This window comes from Pontibacillus sp. ALD_SL1, assembly GCF_017355605.1.
Window position 1 is genome coordinate 1,534,259 of record NZ_CP062974.1, and the last position, 15,226, is coordinate 1,549,484.

Consider the following 15,226-nt stretch of genomic DNA (forward strand, 5'->3'; position numbering starts at 1 on the left):
TTGAAAAAATGGATTATTGTCGTATTACTTGTTTCCATCTTTAGTTTAGCCGCTTGTGCTCAAGATGAAACAACCGGAAAAACAGAAGATGAATCGACTGAACAAGTAAATCAGGAAGAAGAAACAATGAACACAGATGATGAGAGCTCAGATGAAAACATTGAGAACAAAGAAGAAGGCGAAACACCAGAAGAAGATGATACTTCCTCTGAAGAAGTAACAGACTCAGCTCAGAATGAAGAGGAAGTAGCTACAGAAGAGCCTGTTGAACCAAAGTATAAAATTAATGGCGTTTCATCTGTTGTTCCTTTAGAAGGGAAAGAGAATGTAAACAAACAAGTTGTTCTCCTTACAATTGATGATACCCCTGATGAACATGGTTTAGAAATGGCCAAAACCCTTAAAGAACAAAATGTGCCTGCGATTTTCTTTGTGAATGGCCATTTTATTGAATCGAAAGAAAAGAAAGAAATAGTTAAACAAATTCATGAAATGGGTTTTGAAATAGGGAACCACACCTATACTCACCAGAAGCTTGACGAAGTTAGTCAGGAAAAGCAACGAGAAGAAATCATTAGTCTTAGTGACAAAATTGAAGAGATTATCGGTGAACGACCAAAGTTCTTCCGTGCACCACACGGAGTAAACACTGACTATGCCCTTCAAGTGGTTGAGGAAGAAGGAATGGTTCAGATGAACTGGAGCTACGGATATGATTTTAAGGCTGATTATATGACTAAAGAATCCATTACAGATATTATGGTGAATACTCCGCTACTTGGAAATGGATCCAACTTGCTTATGCATGATCGTAAATGGACATCAGCAGCCCTTGGAGATATAGTTCAAGGTCTAAGAGATAAAGGATATGATTTTGTAGACCCTGCTGAAATTCAGACACTAGGTGAATAACATATCCAACAGAAGTCTTCTCAAGAAGGCTTCTTTCTTTTTGCTTTCATACATATAAGGCCCCCTTATATTCCACTTATTTACTTTAAAAGAAGAACGTTTTTTACCAGACAAGCTATATTTAGTGCACATACAGCGTATAGATTAGTAAGTAAGGCGTGTTTTAGCTTAATTACCACTGTGAAGGAGGGGAGATTTACTTAATTTAATAGTATTGCCCAAATTATAATATGACATACTAATTAAGGGTTGAAATCTTTTATATGTCATACTATAATGTAATTAAGTTAAATGAAAACGCTAACAAAGGAGTTGGATATTCAATGGGTACTATCGTTTGTCAGGATTGTCAGGGGATCATTGATCACTATGAGGATGAGAAGGTATCAACTCTTTATGGAACGTGCACGACTTGTAATGAAGAAGAATAATTAAGAGGGTTCTAGAAGAACATAAGCAAAACACATAAAGAGAGCAGAGGATGAAATCTAAAGATTTCGTCCTCTGCTCATTTTTATCGAGATTTGTTTTACTCGCTTATCGAAACGCTTTATGTTCTTTAATTACACGAATGGTTTCAAGCGTTTCATCTTCTGGTCCTTGAACAGGTAAGCCAGCATCCATATTGGAGTGGATATATTGAATGTTTTCTTTTGTAATAATTTCACCTGGGAGCCATATTGGGATACCTGGGGGATAGACCATAACAAACTCGGCGCTAATTCTTCCAATAGAATGATTTAAGGAAACAATTTCTGTGTCCGCATAAAAAGCATCTCTCGGTGATAGTGCAAGTACCGGGATATCTGGAACTTCTACCTGCAACGGTTCTTCATCTTTATTCTTTACTGCAAATTCTTCTGAAAGTATTTGTAATGCATGGACTAAGATGCTTGCTTCTTCTTCTGTATCCCCGGGTGTGACTATGCAAAGGATGTTATATAAGTCGGAGAGCTCTACTTCTATGTTAAAGCGTTCTCTAAGCCAAACCTCTACGTCATATCCCGTGATCCCCAATTGCTTAACCGATATGATGAGTTTCGTTGGATCGTAATCGTACGTTGCGTTACTCCCAAGAATTTCATCTCCAACACATAGAAGGTGAGAAATATTGTTGATTTGTTTTCTCGTTTTTTCAGCAAGCTTAATCGTATCTTCAATCAGAGTACGTCCATTAATCGCCAAATGCTTTCTGGCAGCATCTAAAGAAGCTAACAAAATATAAGATGTAGATGTAGTAGTCAGCATAGAAAGAACAGATTGAACACGCTCAGGCGTTACGTAGCGAGATTTTAAGTTTAAAACAGAGCTTTGGGTTAAAGATCCGCCTAATTTGTGTACACTAGTCGCTGCCATATCTGCTCCGGCTTGCATGGCAGAAAGAGGTAATTCCTCGTGAAAATGAATATGCACTCCGTGAGCTTCGTCTACTAAAACTGGGACATCGTATGAATGGGCAATCTCAACTATTTTCTTTAAGTCAGCTGATATACCGAAATAAGTAGGGTTAATGACGAATACTCCCTTAGCATCAGGGTTTGCGGCCAGGGCTTTTTGGACGGCTTCTGGTGTGATTCCATGAGAGATACCTAAATTCTCATCTAATTCTGGATGGATAAAGACAGGAGTAGCTCCTGAGAATATAATGGCTGATGTCACAGATTTATGAACATTTCTCGGGACGACAATTTTATCACCAGGATGACAAACCGACATGATCATGGCCATGATGGCTCCACTTGTTCCTTGAACAGAGAAGAATGTATGATCGGCTCCAAATGCTTCTGCAGCAAGATTTTGGGCTTCTTTAATCATGCCATGTGGATGGTGAAGATCATCCAATGGGCTTATATTAATTAAATCAATCGATAGTGCCTGATCTCCTATGAATTTTCTGAATTCTTCATCCATCCCTTTTCCTGTCTTATGACCTGGGATGTGGAATTGAACAGGTTTTTGATTCGCATGTTCTAATAGCCCTGTAAACAAGGGCGTGCGCTGTTGAGACAAGTACAACACCTCTTAATCATTTAGTAAAGCAAAGAAAGTATAGCAAAAGAGAGGAAGAAAAGCTAGATACTCACACAAAAAATCATTTTCTGATACGATAAAAAAAGATTGAATATTTAAATAAGGAGGTAGAGAGAATGTATGAGACTCGTGTCACACGTTTACTGAATGTAAGGTACCCGATCGTTCAAGGGGGGTTAGCTTATTTAGCCTATTCAGATCTTGCCTCAGCTGTTTCAAATGCAGGAGGACTTGGTCAAATCACAGCGATGAGTTTATCGTCACCGGAAGCTTTAAGGGAAGAAATACATAAGGTGAAACAAAAAACAGAGAAACCATTTGGCGTGAATTTTGCTATTGGACAACATGGAAGACCTTTTGAAGATATGGTTCAAGTAGCAATAGATGAACAGGTACCCGTAATATCTGTTACAGGTGGAAATCCTAAACCGGTTTTAGATATGGTGAAACCTCATTCCATCAAGACACTTGTTCTAGTTGCGGCAAAGCGTCAAGCTGTTAAAGCGGAAGCGTTAGGCGCCGATGCCGTGATGGTGGTAGGACAAGAAGGAGGAGGACACCTTGGAAGGGACGATGTAGGAACAATGGTTCTAACTCCTCAGGTTGTTGATGCGGTTTCCATACCAGTTATCGCATCAGGTGGTATTGGAGACGGAAGGGGGTTCATGGCTGCGCTTGCTCTTGGAGCCGAAGGAATTGAGATGGGAACTCGGTTTATTGCAACACAGGAATGCCGCCATGCTCATCCCTCATATAAACAAGCTATTATTGATGGAGACGAACAAGCAACTGTAGTCATTAAACGGTCTCTTGGAACCCCTGCAAGAGCTTTACTAAATCCTTGGACAGAAGAAATTCTAAAATTAGAACAAGACGACCCAGGTATAAGCGTGTTAAAATCGTATATCGACGGGGAAGCAAACAAAAAATATATTTATGAAGGAAACCACAAAAAAGGATTTGGCTGGGCTGGACAAGTGGTAGGGAGAATAGAAGATATACCTACTGTAGAAATGTTAATACAAAGAATAGTAGCTGAAGCAGACCAGATTCGAACAACGTGGAACAGATAAGGAGAGAAATCATGAGTGCTGATTATAACTATCCATTAGATACAGAACACTGGAGTACTGAAGAGATTATTGATGTTGTTAACTTTTATAACTTGGTAGAGAAAGCAAACGAGTCAGGAGTTAAGAGGGAAGATCTGATGCTTGCATATACTCGTTTCAAGCAAATCGTCCCTTCAAAGAGTGAAGAGAAGACTCTAGGATCAGATTTTGAGCAACAATCAGGGTACTCTCTATATAAAACGGTAAAGGCAGCTCGTAATGCTTCAGACGGTGATATAGTAAAAATTTGATTATTAGTCTTCAGGTAGTAAAATGACTGAATCCATTTCTGGATTCAGTCATTTTTAATGTTTAAATTGGTTAACGCTAATCATTTAAAGCATTGAAGGGTGTCAGGCACGCTTTAGCCTGGTAATGTATATAGATGTTTCAAAAGAGAAAAAAGGCTGTTCCTTAATAGGAACAGCCTTTTTATTAAAGCTTATTGCTTACCTTTTTTAGCGTCTTTTTCACGTTCATTTTTGTTAAGGATCTTCTTACGCAGACGTACGTTTTCTGGTGTAACTTCACAGAACTCGTCATCGTCAAGGTATTGGATCGCTTCTTCAAGGGTCATTTTACGGACACCTTTGATTGTATTCGTTTGGTCTTTGTTAGCTGAACGGATGTTTGTAAGGTGTTTTTCCTTAGTGATGTTAACCGTTAAGTCGTTCTCGCGGTTGTGCTCACCAACGATCATACCTGCGTATACGTCTGTAGTTGGTTCAACAAAGATCGTACCACGGTCTTCAAGTTGCATAATACCGTATGTGGAGGCTTTACCGTTCTCAAGAGCAACAAGTACTCCGCGACGACGCCCGCCAACTGTACCTTCTACAACAGGCTCATAGCCATCAAATGTATGGTTAAGGATACCGTAACCACGCGTTTGAGACATAAATTCAGTTGCATAACCAATTAAGCCACGGGAAGGAACTTTGAACTCTAAGCGAACTTGACCATTACCATCGTTCATCATGTCTAACATTTCGCCTTTACGATAACCAAGGGATTCCATAACCGTACCTTGGTAATCCTCTGGTACGTCTACTTGCACGCGTTCCATTGGTTCGCATTTCACTCCGTCAACTTCCTTGATAATTACCTGTGGTTTTGAGATCTGTAGCTCGTAACCTTCACGGCGCATGTTCTCAATCAGGATGGATAAGTGAAGCTCACCACGACCACTTACGACCCATTTATCCGGAGATTCAGTTTCTTGAACGCGTAAACTAACGTCTGTTTCTAGTTGTGTTAAAAGGCGTTCTTCAATTTTACGCGCAGTGATGAATTTACCTTCTTTACCTGCAAATGGACTGTTGTTTACTAAGAACGTCATTTGTAGAGTAGGTTCATCAATACGAGGGATTGGTAACGCTTCTGGTGCATCTTGACTCGTTACTGTTTCTCCGACGTTAATTCCTTCAAGACCAGCAACAGCGACAATGTCACCTGCTTTCGCTTCTTGAATTTCAACTCGTTTCAGGCCAATGAAGCCATACAGCTTCGAGATGCGGAAGTTTTGAACAGAACCATCTTTCTTCATTAGGGAAACAGGCTGTCCAACAGCAATACTTCCGCGGAAGACACGTCCAACACCGATACGACCTACATATTCGTTATAGTCCAGTAAGGTGATCTGGAATTGTAGTCCTTCTTCAGAGTTGTCTACTGGAGCTGGGATGTTGTCCATAATCGTTGTGAAGATTGGATCCATTGTTTCTTGTTGATCTTCTGGCTCTACTCCTGATGTTCCTTGAAGTGCAGATGCATATACAACAGGGAATTCCAGTTGATCTTCGTCTGCGCCTAATTCGATGAATAGATCTAATACTTCATCAACGACTTCTTCAGGACGGGCATTTGGACGGTCGATTTTATTTAATACAACCACCGGTGTTAATTTTTGCTCTAGCGCTTTCTTAAGAACGAAGCGAGTTTGAGGCATACACCCTTCATAGGCATCAACAACAAGTAGTACACCGTCTACCATCTTCATAATCCGTTCCACTTCACCGCCAAAGTCGGCGTGGCCAGGTGTATCTAAAATGTTAATGTGCGTATCGTTATATGAAATAGCTGTGTTTTTCGCTAAAATTGTGATTCCGCGCTCTTTCTCAAGATCGTTGGAATCCATTGCACGATCGTCTACGTGTTCATTATCACGGAATGTACCAGAGTAGTGAAGCATTTGGTCAACTAATGTTGTTTTACCGTGGTCAACGTGGGCGATAATTGCAATATTTCTAAGGTCTTGTCTTACGTTCATTCCTTAATACTCTCCTCTATAGTTCGAATGGCGTTCTCATTGAACTAAGTTATTATAACATATATCACGGTGTTAATTGTGTTTAGCGTGATAATTTACATAAGTTTAATCCATTACAAGCATGAAAAAACGCCTGTGGAAGGCGTTTTCTAATAAACTAAACAATAGTTTTGACAACTTTTCACCCTTTTAAACCATTAACCGATCTCTTTTGTTAGCTGGTATAAGTAAGATAGGGTGTTGAATGTTTCTTCACATTTATTCAAAAACGCATCCCGATCTTTAAGGATAACATCATTACGGTCGATGTGGATACCACAAAGAATTTCAGCTTTTTTTACAGATTGTAATCGATCCAACAGTTGTGTGAATTCATCTTCGTTTAAATCTTTATTAGGTATTGCACCAGGTTTAGTATGATCCTTTGACCAAACAAAATCAGCAGGTATATGATCCCGAACTTCTTCTTGATGTTTCTTAAGTACTTGAGCATAGTCTTGTTTAATTGGACTTTCATAAATCATAGCAAACCAAATAAAAAAGTGGCTTTCCCATAACCCGATTTGGAAGTGCGGAAGTTTCTTATAGCCTCTTTTGCTACTTGCAAGTGCAGCCCATGTGTCATTTGGTGGGTTGGTTGTTCTTCTGGCGTGTTTGGCCACATGAACATGCATCTCGTCTCCTGTTAAAGCTGTTAAAGCAGGTGCAAGCTCTTCGGCAATTGATTCTAATTTCGGTGAAACCTGACTCTTCAATGCGCTCATACGATCTTCCAGTCCATCAATTTTAAAGACGTCAAAATCTTCTTTAGTAAATCCGTTAAATTGTGTCATATATAAACTCCTTTCTTTCATTCCAAACGTTATACTATAAAATTCTATCATAGATCTTACCAAGGCGCCTAACTGCACAGTTGAGGTTTAAATCGGGCGTTATTTGGTTAAATAAAAGTAATAAAACATTTGTCAGATTTGAAGGTATTCACATATATATACTAAAAGAGCTCTCTAGGAGGAGTCGCAAATGAAACGAGTAATGGATAGCTTGCGTAAGAGGGAAGTGATGGAGAGGTTACCTGTTGTAAAAATGGAAATTGATTATGAATTAATGACATTATTTGAAGCGATGGAAGAACAAGATAAAATTCAGGTGAGAGAGTCCAAAGAGCGTTTAGAGCAATTAAGGAGAGAATGGGTTCATCTGATTTCATAGCTATACTGAGAACGAGTTCATAGCTCGTTCTTTTTTACGCCTTGTAATCCTCCGCCGCATAGATGTGGATACCTTAAAACCTAATGACCCGGTTAAGGAGAGATTCGAAAACTCCTAACGTGATGAATAATTGGCTAAAGGTGTATAGAAGGCCAGTGTTACTTTTATGGGGGAAATGAGCAAGGTGATCTCTGCTGAATGATCTCATTTGAATGCATCACATGAAGAGTGAAAAAGATGAAGGAATACCAATATTTTGATACCATAGGAAGCAACCTAACTAATAGAAGGAGTTCGACTCGCATGAATGATCAACAAAAGCAACTGATTTTTGAACAAGCCAAACAGTGGATTTTAGAAGCAGGAGAACGAATTCGAGCGAAAATGCACGAACCATTTGTAATAGAGACGAAATCTACCCCGGATGATCTTGTTACTGAGATTGATCAGAATACAGAGCAGTTCTTTGCTAAGAAGATACGAGAAACTTATCCTGATCATCGCGTGCTTGGGGAAGAAGGGTTTGGGGATGACCTAAAGGACTTGAATGGCATCGTTTGGATTGTGGACCCAATTGATGGAACCATGAATTTCGTCCATCAAAAACAAAACTTTGCTATTTCTGTTGGGATATATAAAGACGGTATAGGAGAAATAGGCTTTATTTACGATGTCATGGGAGATGTACTATATCAGAGTAAGCGTGGTGAAGGAGCTTACAAAAATGATCACAAGCTTTCTCCTCTTTCATCTGATATCGTATTGGAAAAGTCAATTGTTGGTTTAAATGCCTTTTGGGCTACAGAAAATCCTCGTGTAGATAAAGTTGGAATGCAAGAGCTTATCAGAAAAGTAAGAGGAACACGTTCCTATGGATCAGCTGCATTAGAGTTCGCCTATGTCGTTGAAGGGAATATGGATGCCTACGTGACGATGCGCCTTGCACCTTGGGATGTAGCTGCTGGAATCGTGCTCTTAAATGAAGTAGGGGGCATTACTACAAAAGCGGATGGAACAGAAGTGAACATGTTAACGACTAATTCTATAATAGCTTCTAATCGTGCTATTCATCGAGAAATCATAGATAAACATATCGAACTAAAGTAATACTGGAAACATTTTTCATAGAGGAGGGTTCTAGGTGAATAGAATACTCTATTACTTAATAGGATTATGAATCATGACTCTTGGAATTAGCCTCACAATTATAGCTAATCTAGGCACGATGCCTTTTGACTCTCTAAACGTGGGGTTGTCTGATGCCGTTGGATTAACTACTGGCACTTGGGAGGTCATTAATGGATTCTTACTCGTTTGTATAAATGCAATTTTAATACGTAAGAAACCAGACCTTCTCGCTCTTGGAACAGCAGTGGTAACCGGTATAGGGATAGATTTTTGGCTTCATGGCGTTTTTGGTTCAATGGAAGTTGATAGCAGGGGTTTAGCATATAGTTTCCTTATAGCTGGTATCCTACTCTTAGGGCTTGGTGTGGCGATTTATGTACGTAGTAAATTTGCTTATAATCCTGTGGATGGGTCGATGTTTGTTGTCAGGAAGTTGACAGGCTTTAGTTTGGGAATGTCTAAAACCGTTGTAAGCCTAATCCTTTTAGGGATATCCTTGTTAATAGGAGGGCCTGTGGGGGTTGGGACTGGGGTTGCTATTCTTCTAATAGGGCCTTCTGTTACTATTTTTGATAAAGGCTTAAGCCGCATTACAAAAGCTCAAGTTACTCCTGACGTTTAGGGGTGACTTGAGCTTTTGCTGACATGTAGTAAATAATTTAAGCTTCTTGGTTACGCTGTTTACGTTTAACCACGAAGCCAAAGCCCATAACTGAAAATCCTAACAAAAGAAATATTAGAGAAAAGATTACAGAACGGTATCCTATAGCTACCCCCACTAACATAAAACAAAACACGGCTAACAGTGCTAGAAGAAATAGTGGGATGTTTAAATTTTTCATATATGTTCACCTCTTGTGTGCATGCTAGTAATTAGTTTACCGTATTTTACTCCTTTTGAAAACGAATCCAATAAGAGGGTAGCGGGTAGTCAGAAGTTTTAGTATGATAGATATAGATCTATGTTACGAGTAATAGGGGGAAGCACCAATGAATGAAGCGAGTAATATTCTTCAAATTCCTAATGATCTATCGCCAGTAGCCAGCTTTCTTTTTAGTGGGTTAGGTGGAGAAATCAATCTGAATAATGATGATGAAGTAGCGCTTGCTATTCGAAGCGTTTTATTTTTATACTTAATTATTCTAGGCTTAGCGATCGTAACTTATAAATTAGGATTCGCTAAAAAGTTACCAGTTCTGAAATCTGCGGTGATCTACGTTGTTTTAGCTGCCGGATGTACAATTTTAACAGTACCACTTGGTTTGTCCCTGCCAATTGCAGAAGGACTTTTTGTATCATCGCTTGTATTAGGAATTTACAGAGTGCGTTTACACAATGAACGAAAAGGAAGAAAAACAGAAGCCTCATAAATAGAAAAAGGCCTGCACAACGTGCAGGCCTTTTCTTTATATTAAACTTTCATCATTCTTTGGTTCTCTGTATAGATTAAAATTGCCTGTTGCTTTTCTAGCATTTGTCTTTTCTCCAATTCGATCGTTGCAGGTTGGGCACATATACGTATTGATTCGTTTGTTACGCATACGTTTCGCTTGCAAAGAGTTTCCGTCGATCGAATGGACATCATCGCATAATACACATTTTACACGCATCGGTTTCACCTCAATTATTTCTCTCTTTGCTTTTGTATTATAACATGTTCGTGTCTTATGTACTAATAGATGTTCGAAAATTTGTAAGAAGTGGGAAACTTGGAAGTTAAATTAGTTTGTTTAGAGATAACTTATTATGGGAAAAGATTTACTAGAACTAAATGAAAGGGATGATACGATGAAGAAACGTTGGATTTATTCTGCAGTTGGAGCTGCTAGTGCAGGAGCTGCAATGTACGTACTTAAAGATGAAAAAAGAAGAAATGATTTGAAAGAACGAGCTAAATCTTTATCAACAACTGTACAAAACTCCATTCAAAAAGACAACCAAGAGGACCTTCCTGTTGAAAAAGCAGGTGTACCTGAATTCGATCACACGGAAAACACGAAGATGGTAGATGAAGGCTCACAGTTTGGGGTTCAATATTATAATGAATTGCAAGAGGAAGAAAAGGATCTAGAAAAGCAAAACACCTAAATCTTAATCAGATTTAGGTGTTTTTTTGTCTTTATAATCATTTGATTGTTCGTCTTGAATTTCTTCAAGTTCATTTTTCTGTTCAGTGGGTAATTTTCGTTTGTCTTGATCCGGCTCTGTTGGTTGATTTTCTGGAACTGGAACTTCTGGCATATACCTTCCTACAATAGCAGAAAGTTCATCAGTAATTCCTTGGATCGGATGTCCTTGTCTTATTTTTTTACCCATTTGTTTAACGCGTTCATAGCCATCAGCATCAGCTATAACAATTGCATCTTTCCCGTATGGATCTTTCTTTAAAGCTTCAGCTACAGAATACTTAATTGACCCAACGTGGGATCGATCTAGAGATTTATCCACATCTATTGCGACGACTACATATTGACCTGCGACAACAGCGGTTGCCTTATGCACATCAGGCACCTCATTAGCGACCCTGGCTAAATGTTTAGAACGCTTTCGATTGCTCATCTTCTCTTTTGGAGCAGGATCAGAATCTTGGACTTGGATAGTTGGGCTTTGATTCTCTTGTTGTGGCAGGCTTTCCTGTTCATTTGATTGACAAGCCGTTAAAGCAATAGCTAAACCAATTATAACGATATATTTCACAGTTCTCACTCCTTTATTTGTTGTTATATTTTGAAGTTCGTCTAACTTTATACATACAAGCATATAGTGGAAGTAGGAAGCCTTGCCAAACAATGTAGACCAATTCTCAGGAGGCGGCTGAATGGAAAAAATTTATGTGTTAGATACAAACGTGTTGTTACAAGACCCACGATCAATTTACACTTTTGGTCATAATGAGGTCGTTATTCCAGCCATAGTACTGGAAGAAGTGGATTCAAAAAAAAGAAATATGGATGAAGTTGGGCGGAATGCAAGAGAAGTTTCAAGAATTATGGATCGTTTGAGGTTAACGGGCAAGTTACACGAAGGAGTGAAACTTGAGAGTGGTGGTACACTTCGTGTGGAATTGAATCACAGGTCATTTACGAAGCTAGAAGAAGTCTTTATGGAACGTACAAATGATAATCGTATCTTAGCGGTGACGCTAAATTTGCATCTTGAGGAGACGGATAAAAGCGTAGGGAGACAAGTTGTTTTAGTTTCAAAAGATATGTTGATGCGAATTAAGGCAGATGCTATTGGACTTGTTGCTGAAGACTTTCTTAGTGAAAGAGCCGTCAATGAAGACACAATTCTAAATGGGTTTAAGGAACTTTATGTAAATGAAGATGAAATTAATTTATTTTTCCAAACGGGGGAATTAGCTCTATCAAAAGAGTTGTTAGCATCCCTACATCCAAATGAATTTATGATTTTAAAAAACAGGGCTAACCCTTCTCACTCTGCTATTGGTATTGTAAGACATCATGAAGGTCTTCTACAGAAGTGCAGATTCCAAAATGAACAAGCATGGGGGATTCGCCCAAGGAACGCTCAACAGGTCATGGCTTTGGAGTTATTGTTAAGACGGGATATTCCTTTGGTTACCATGATTGGGAAAGCTGGTACAGGTAAGACTCTACTTGCTTTAGCAGCAGGACTTATGCAAATTGAAGATTACGGTTTCTATAAGAAACTTCTTGTAGCCCGCCCAATTGTGCCACTTGGGAAAGATTTAGGCTATCTTCCGGGGGAGAAAGAAGAGAAGTTAAGGCCTTGGATGCAACCGATTTACGATAACTTGGAGTATTTGTTTGATGTAAAAAAACCGGGTGAACTTGATCAAATTTTATCCGGTATCGGTTCAATACAAGTTGAAGCGCTCACCTATATAAGAGGGAGAAGCATTCCTGAACAGCTAATCCTAATAGATGAAGCCCAGAATCTTACCAAACATGAAGTGAAAACAATACTTACTAGGATAGGTGAGGGAAGTAAGGTTGTCCTTTTAGGAGATCCTCATCAAATAGACCATCCTTATTTAGATGAATTCAATAACGGTCTTATTCACGTAGTGGAAAAATTTAAGGATCAAAACTTAAGTGGGCACGTGAAGCTTGTAAAAGGTGAACGTTCTCCTTTAGCTCAGTTGTCAGCAGATTTCTTATAGTAATAACCCCCGATCATATATATGACCGGGGGTTATTCATTTACATATTAGTCAATCACAATTTTTTTGACGCCTTTTACAGGCTTGTCCCTATTTGAACCATCTTGAAAATACACATGAACAGGCCCTTCCTGGTTTAATGGCTTGCCATCTTGTGAAAATAAAAAGAGGGACTGGTTTAATTCGTCTAGGGTAATCGTAGTGTCACCAGATTCAGTTACAAGTAAAGCATTTTTTGCTTCATCTTTGATCTCGGCATTTTTTAAAAAATGATGAATGGGCATAACATAAGTACCCTCTAGTATTTTTTTCTTATCGTATTTGGAGATGCTTTTATTTACAGGAGGATCAAGTTTTTGTTGATAAACTTCACGATCCCAGAACTCAGATGCTTTTCGTATTTCATCTTCTTCAGTTGCTTCTGGTGTCGTTTGAAATGTGAACGCTTCCTCAAAAGATACTTTGCGATCATCGAAAATCCAAACAGTAGGGTCTAGTGTAATGCTATAGTTTACGTTTCCGGTTAATTGTATGATCAATGGTAGACCACCCTTCGTTGTAAAAAGATTCTGAACCTAGTATAACGAACTTAAACCAATCATGCACTAAGGAGGTTTTCAAATGCAGAAAAAAGTAACTCAGGAAATGGTGGATGAATGGATTGAACACGTTAGTGCTTTTACTCAATTAGGTAAAGTCGCTGACTATATTCCAGCTCTAGAAAAGCAAGATCGTGAGAATATTGCAATTGGGGTTTACCACATGGATGGAGAATGTGTTGGGGCGGGTAAAGTCGAGAACACATTTACGATACAAAGCATATCTAAAGTGTTAGCATTAGCTTTAGCTTTAATGGATCAAGGAGAAGATTATGTATTTGCCAGAGTAGGAAAAGAACCAAGCGGTGATCCATTCCATTCTATAGCTAAGCTTGAAACAACGAACCCCTCTAAACCTCTAAATCCAATGATTAATGCAGGTGCTTTAGCTGTTACAAATATGATTGAAGGAACTACACCTGATGAAAAGGTTGGACGTTTGTTAGCATTCGTTCATGAACTGGCCAATGATCACAGTATTCAATACGACCAAGAGATCGCAAATTCAGAATATGAAACAGCTTATTTAAATAGATCACTTGCATTCTTTATGAAACAACATCACGTTATTGAAGGTTCAATTGAAGAGCTGTTAGATACCTATACTAAGCAATGCGCTATTGAAGTAAACATTAAGCAACTGGCTCGTATTGGAGCGGTTTTTGCGAACGAAGGAAAAGACATTGAATCAGGTCGTCAAATCATACCAAGACAGCTAGCAAGAATATGTAAAACCTTCATGGTAACCTGTGGCATGTATGATGCTTCTGGCTCGTTTGCTATCCGAGTAGGTATACCAGCTAAAAGTGGAGTGTCTGGTGCTGTAATGGGTTCTGTGAAAGACTTTGGAGGAATTGCAGTCTTTGGTCCTGCTCTTGATGAAAAAGGGAATAGTGTCGTTGGCATGCACTTGTTAGAAATGCTCTCTAGTCGGTTAGAGCTATCAATCTTTTAAGAAAGTCTTTGTTAAGTTTACTGTTGTTATTTAATCAAGATAGGGCAGGAATGTTGAAGGCTCGAAGCTGAGAGGACGTTTCCGTTTGCTTTAATTGATTGTAAGGTGGTTCGGGAAATCACTCGCTTTCCGCGGCGAGCTGAGGAGCCTCCTCAATCGCTACGCGCTTTCCGGGGTCTCCCCAGACACCCCAAGCACTCAACAAGCGTAACGGCCCTATCTACACAAAAGTGGCTAAGCTTCAAGTCTTCTGTTAATGGAACTTATATGTGAAGTAAGTATCCAAAATTAACAGAGCCTAAAATAAAGTAAAAACGTAGTTATCTTTCTGAACTTTCCTTGCATTTTTGTCCCTTAACCTATAATATAAATAAAAGAAAGTCTGTTTTAATCGGAGGGGATTAACGTGTCATCAGAAGTAGCGATCGATCATCGCCAACAAGCCTACGCCCTTCTTAAGGCTGATGCGGATAAAATAGCAAAACTCATCAAAGTTCAGATGGATAACCTAACCATGCCGCAGTGTCCTCTATATGAAGAGGTTCTAGATACCCAAATGTTCGGACTATCACGAGAGATTGATTTCGCTGTCCGCTTGAATTTAATAAGGGAAGAGGATGGCAAGAAGCTTCTCGAAAACTTAGAGCAAGAAATGAATGCTCTACATGAAGCCTCTCAAAAGTCCTGACAGATAAACTCAAATTTCACCCCTCTGGTGAACATTTGAGTTTTTTTACTATCTAGGCAATGAGTAGTGGGAAAAAGGAGTGATGTATACCATTCATAAGGAGAAAGTATGATAGTTGATGATAATATTTTTCTTGCAAAGAAGGAATTTGATGCTTTAATCTAGTAAAAAA

19 protein-coding genes are annotated in these 15,226 nt (G+C 39.0%); 12 read left to right on the forward strand and 7 right to left on the reverse strand.

Annotated features, from left to right (window positions below):
• Together IMZ31_RS07725 and IMZ31_RS07730 are read left to right on the forward strand one after the other, a co-directional pair.
• Nucleotides 1-912: a polysaccharide deacetylase family protein gene (locus tag IMZ31_RS07725; protein ID WP_207529965.1), complete on the forward strand. Its 912-nt coding sequence runs from the start codon at nt 1-3 to the stop codon at nt 910-912.
• A 323-nt stretch (nt 913-1,235) separates the two neighbouring features.
• Entirely contained in the window at nt 1,236-1,343 is a 108-nt protein-coding gene (locus IMZ31_RS07730; protein ID WP_188654949.1) for a GapA-binding peptide SR1P, read from the forward strand.
• A 106-nt stretch (nt 1,344-1,449) separates the two neighbouring features.
• Here IMZ31_RS07730 and IMZ31_RS07735 read toward each other — a convergent pair whose 3' ends face one another.
• A complete protein-coding gene (locus IMZ31_RS07735; RefSeq protein WP_207529966.1) occupies nt 1,450-2,922 on the reverse strand; it encodes an aminotransferase class I/II-fold pyridoxal phosphate-dependent enzyme in 1,473 nt (490 codons plus the stop codon).
• Nucleotides 2,923-3,059: 137 nt separating this feature from the next.
• Here IMZ31_RS07735 and IMZ31_RS07740 point away from each other — a divergent pair, with 137 nt between their 5' ends.
• Nucleotides 3,060-4,016 (forward strand): NAD(P)H-dependent flavin oxidoreductase, encoded by a 957-nt coding sequence (locus IMZ31_RS07740; protein ID WP_207529967.1) that lies wholly within the window; start codon nt 3,060-3,062, stop codon nt 4,014-4,016.
• An 11-nt stretch (nt 4,017-4,027) separates the two neighbouring features.
• A complete protein-coding gene (locus tag IMZ31_RS07745) occupies nt 4,028-4,306 on the forward strand; it encodes a UPF0223 family protein (RefSeq protein ID WP_207529968.1) in 279 nt (92 codons plus the stop codon).
• A 191-nt stretch (nt 4,307-4,497) separates the two neighbouring features.
• On the opposite strand, the gene typA is transcribed toward IMZ31_RS07745, so the two are convergent.
• Together typA and IMZ31_RS07755 are read right to left on the reverse strand one after the other, a co-directional pair.
• Complete coding sequence (gene typA, locus IMZ31_RS07750; protein ID WP_207529969.1) at nt 4,498-6,324, reverse strand: translational GTPase TypA; 1,827 nt, start codon at nt 6,322-6,324, stop codon at nt 4,498-4,500.
• A 197-nt stretch (nt 6,325-6,521) separates the two neighbouring features.
• The gene (locus IMZ31_RS07755) at nt 6,522-7,157 is read right to left on the reverse strand and encodes a YktB family protein (protein WP_207529970.1); all 636 of its coding nucleotides are present in this window, start codon (nt 7,155-7,157) and stop codon (nt 6,522-6,524) included.
• Between the two features lie 190 nt (nt 7,158-7,347).
• On the opposite strand from IMZ31_RS07755, the gene IMZ31_RS07760 reads away from it, so the two are divergent.
• From IMZ31_RS07760 to IMZ31_RS07770, 3 genes are all read left to right on the forward strand, one after another.
• Nucleotides 7,348-7,536, forward strand: coding sequence for a hypothetical protein (locus tag IMZ31_RS07760; protein WP_207529971.1), 189 nt, complete (start codon nt 7,348-7,350; stop codon nt 7,534-7,536).
• A 303-nt stretch (nt 7,537-7,839) separates the two neighbouring features.
• Nucleotides 7,840-8,643, forward strand: coding sequence for an inositol monophosphatase family protein (locus IMZ31_RS07765; RefSeq protein ID WP_207529972.1), 804 nt, complete (start codon nt 7,840-7,842; stop codon nt 8,641-8,643).
• A gap of 73 nt (nt 8,644-8,716) precedes the next feature.
• Nucleotides 8,717-9,286, forward strand: a complete 570-nt coding sequence (locus tag IMZ31_RS07770; RefSeq protein ID WP_207529973.1) for a YczE/YyaS/YitT family protein — start codon at nt 8,717-8,719, stop codon at nt 9,284-9,286.
• A 37-nt stretch (nt 9,287-9,323) separates the two neighbouring features.
• On the opposite strand, the gene IMZ31_RS07775 is transcribed toward IMZ31_RS07770, so the two are convergent.
• Nucleotides 9,324-9,506 carry a DUF5325 family protein gene (locus IMZ31_RS07775; protein WP_207529974.1) on the reverse strand — a complete coding sequence of 61 codons (183 nt, stop codon included), beginning with the start codon at nt 9,504-9,506 and terminating at the stop codon, nt 9,324-9,326.
• A gap of 148 nt (nt 9,507-9,654) precedes the next feature.
• Between IMZ31_RS07775 and IMZ31_RS07780 the strand changes: the two genes are divergently transcribed.
• Entirely contained in the window at nt 9,655-10,035 is a 381-nt protein-coding gene (locus IMZ31_RS07780) for a YlaH-like family protein (RefSeq protein ID WP_036780904.1), read from the forward strand.
• Between the two features lie 36 nt (nt 10,036-10,071).
• On the opposite strand, the gene IMZ31_RS07785 is transcribed toward IMZ31_RS07780, so the two are convergent.
• Entirely contained in the window at nt 10,072-10,275 is a 204-nt protein-coding gene (locus IMZ31_RS07785) for a YlaI family protein (RefSeq protein WP_084599348.1), read from the reverse strand.
• A gap of 136 nt (nt 10,276-10,411) precedes the next feature.
• Here IMZ31_RS07785 and IMZ31_RS07790 point away from each other — a divergent pair, with 136 nt between their 5' ends.
• Nucleotides 10,412-10,753: a hypothetical protein gene (locus IMZ31_RS07790; protein ID WP_242705675.1), complete on the forward strand. Its 342-nt coding sequence runs from the start codon at nt 10,412-10,414 to the stop codon at nt 10,751-10,753.
• 3 nt (nt 10,754-10,756) lie between these two features.
• Here IMZ31_RS07790 and IMZ31_RS07795 read toward each other — a convergent pair whose 3' ends face one another.
• Nucleotides 10,757-11,362, reverse strand: coding sequence for a YhcN/YlaJ family sporulation lipoprotein (locus IMZ31_RS07795; protein WP_242705676.1), 606 nt, complete (start codon nt 11,360-11,362; stop codon nt 10,757-10,759).
• A gap of 121 nt (nt 11,363-11,483) precedes the next feature.
• Here IMZ31_RS07795 and IMZ31_RS07800 point away from each other — a divergent pair, with 121 nt between their 5' ends.
• Entirely contained in the window at nt 11,484-12,812 is a 1,329-nt protein-coding gene (locus IMZ31_RS07800; protein WP_207529975.1) for a PhoH family protein, read from the forward strand.
• Nucleotides 12,813-12,859: 47 nt separating this feature from the next.
• On the opposite strand, the gene IMZ31_RS07805 is transcribed toward IMZ31_RS07800, so the two are convergent.
• On the reverse strand, nt 12,860-13,351 hold the full coding sequence (locus IMZ31_RS07805) for a molybdopterin-binding protein (RefSeq protein WP_207529976.1): 492 nt from the start codon (nt 13,349-13,351) through the stop codon (nt 12,860-12,862).
• An 82-nt stretch (nt 13,352-13,433) separates the two neighbouring features.
• On the opposite strand from IMZ31_RS07805, the gene glsA reads away from it, so the two are divergent.
• On the forward strand, nt 13,434-14,366 hold the full coding sequence (gene glsA / locus IMZ31_RS07810; protein WP_207529977.1) for a glutaminase A: 933 nt from the start codon (nt 13,434-13,436) through the stop codon (nt 14,364-14,366).
• A 406-nt stretch (nt 14,367-14,772) separates the two neighbouring features.
• Nucleotides 14,773-15,054 (forward strand): Fpa/YlaN family protein, encoded by a 282-nt coding sequence (locus IMZ31_RS07815; protein WP_036780890.1) that lies wholly within the window; start codon nt 14,773-14,775, stop codon nt 15,052-15,054.
• Nucleotides 15,055-15,226 lie beyond the last annotated feature (172 nt).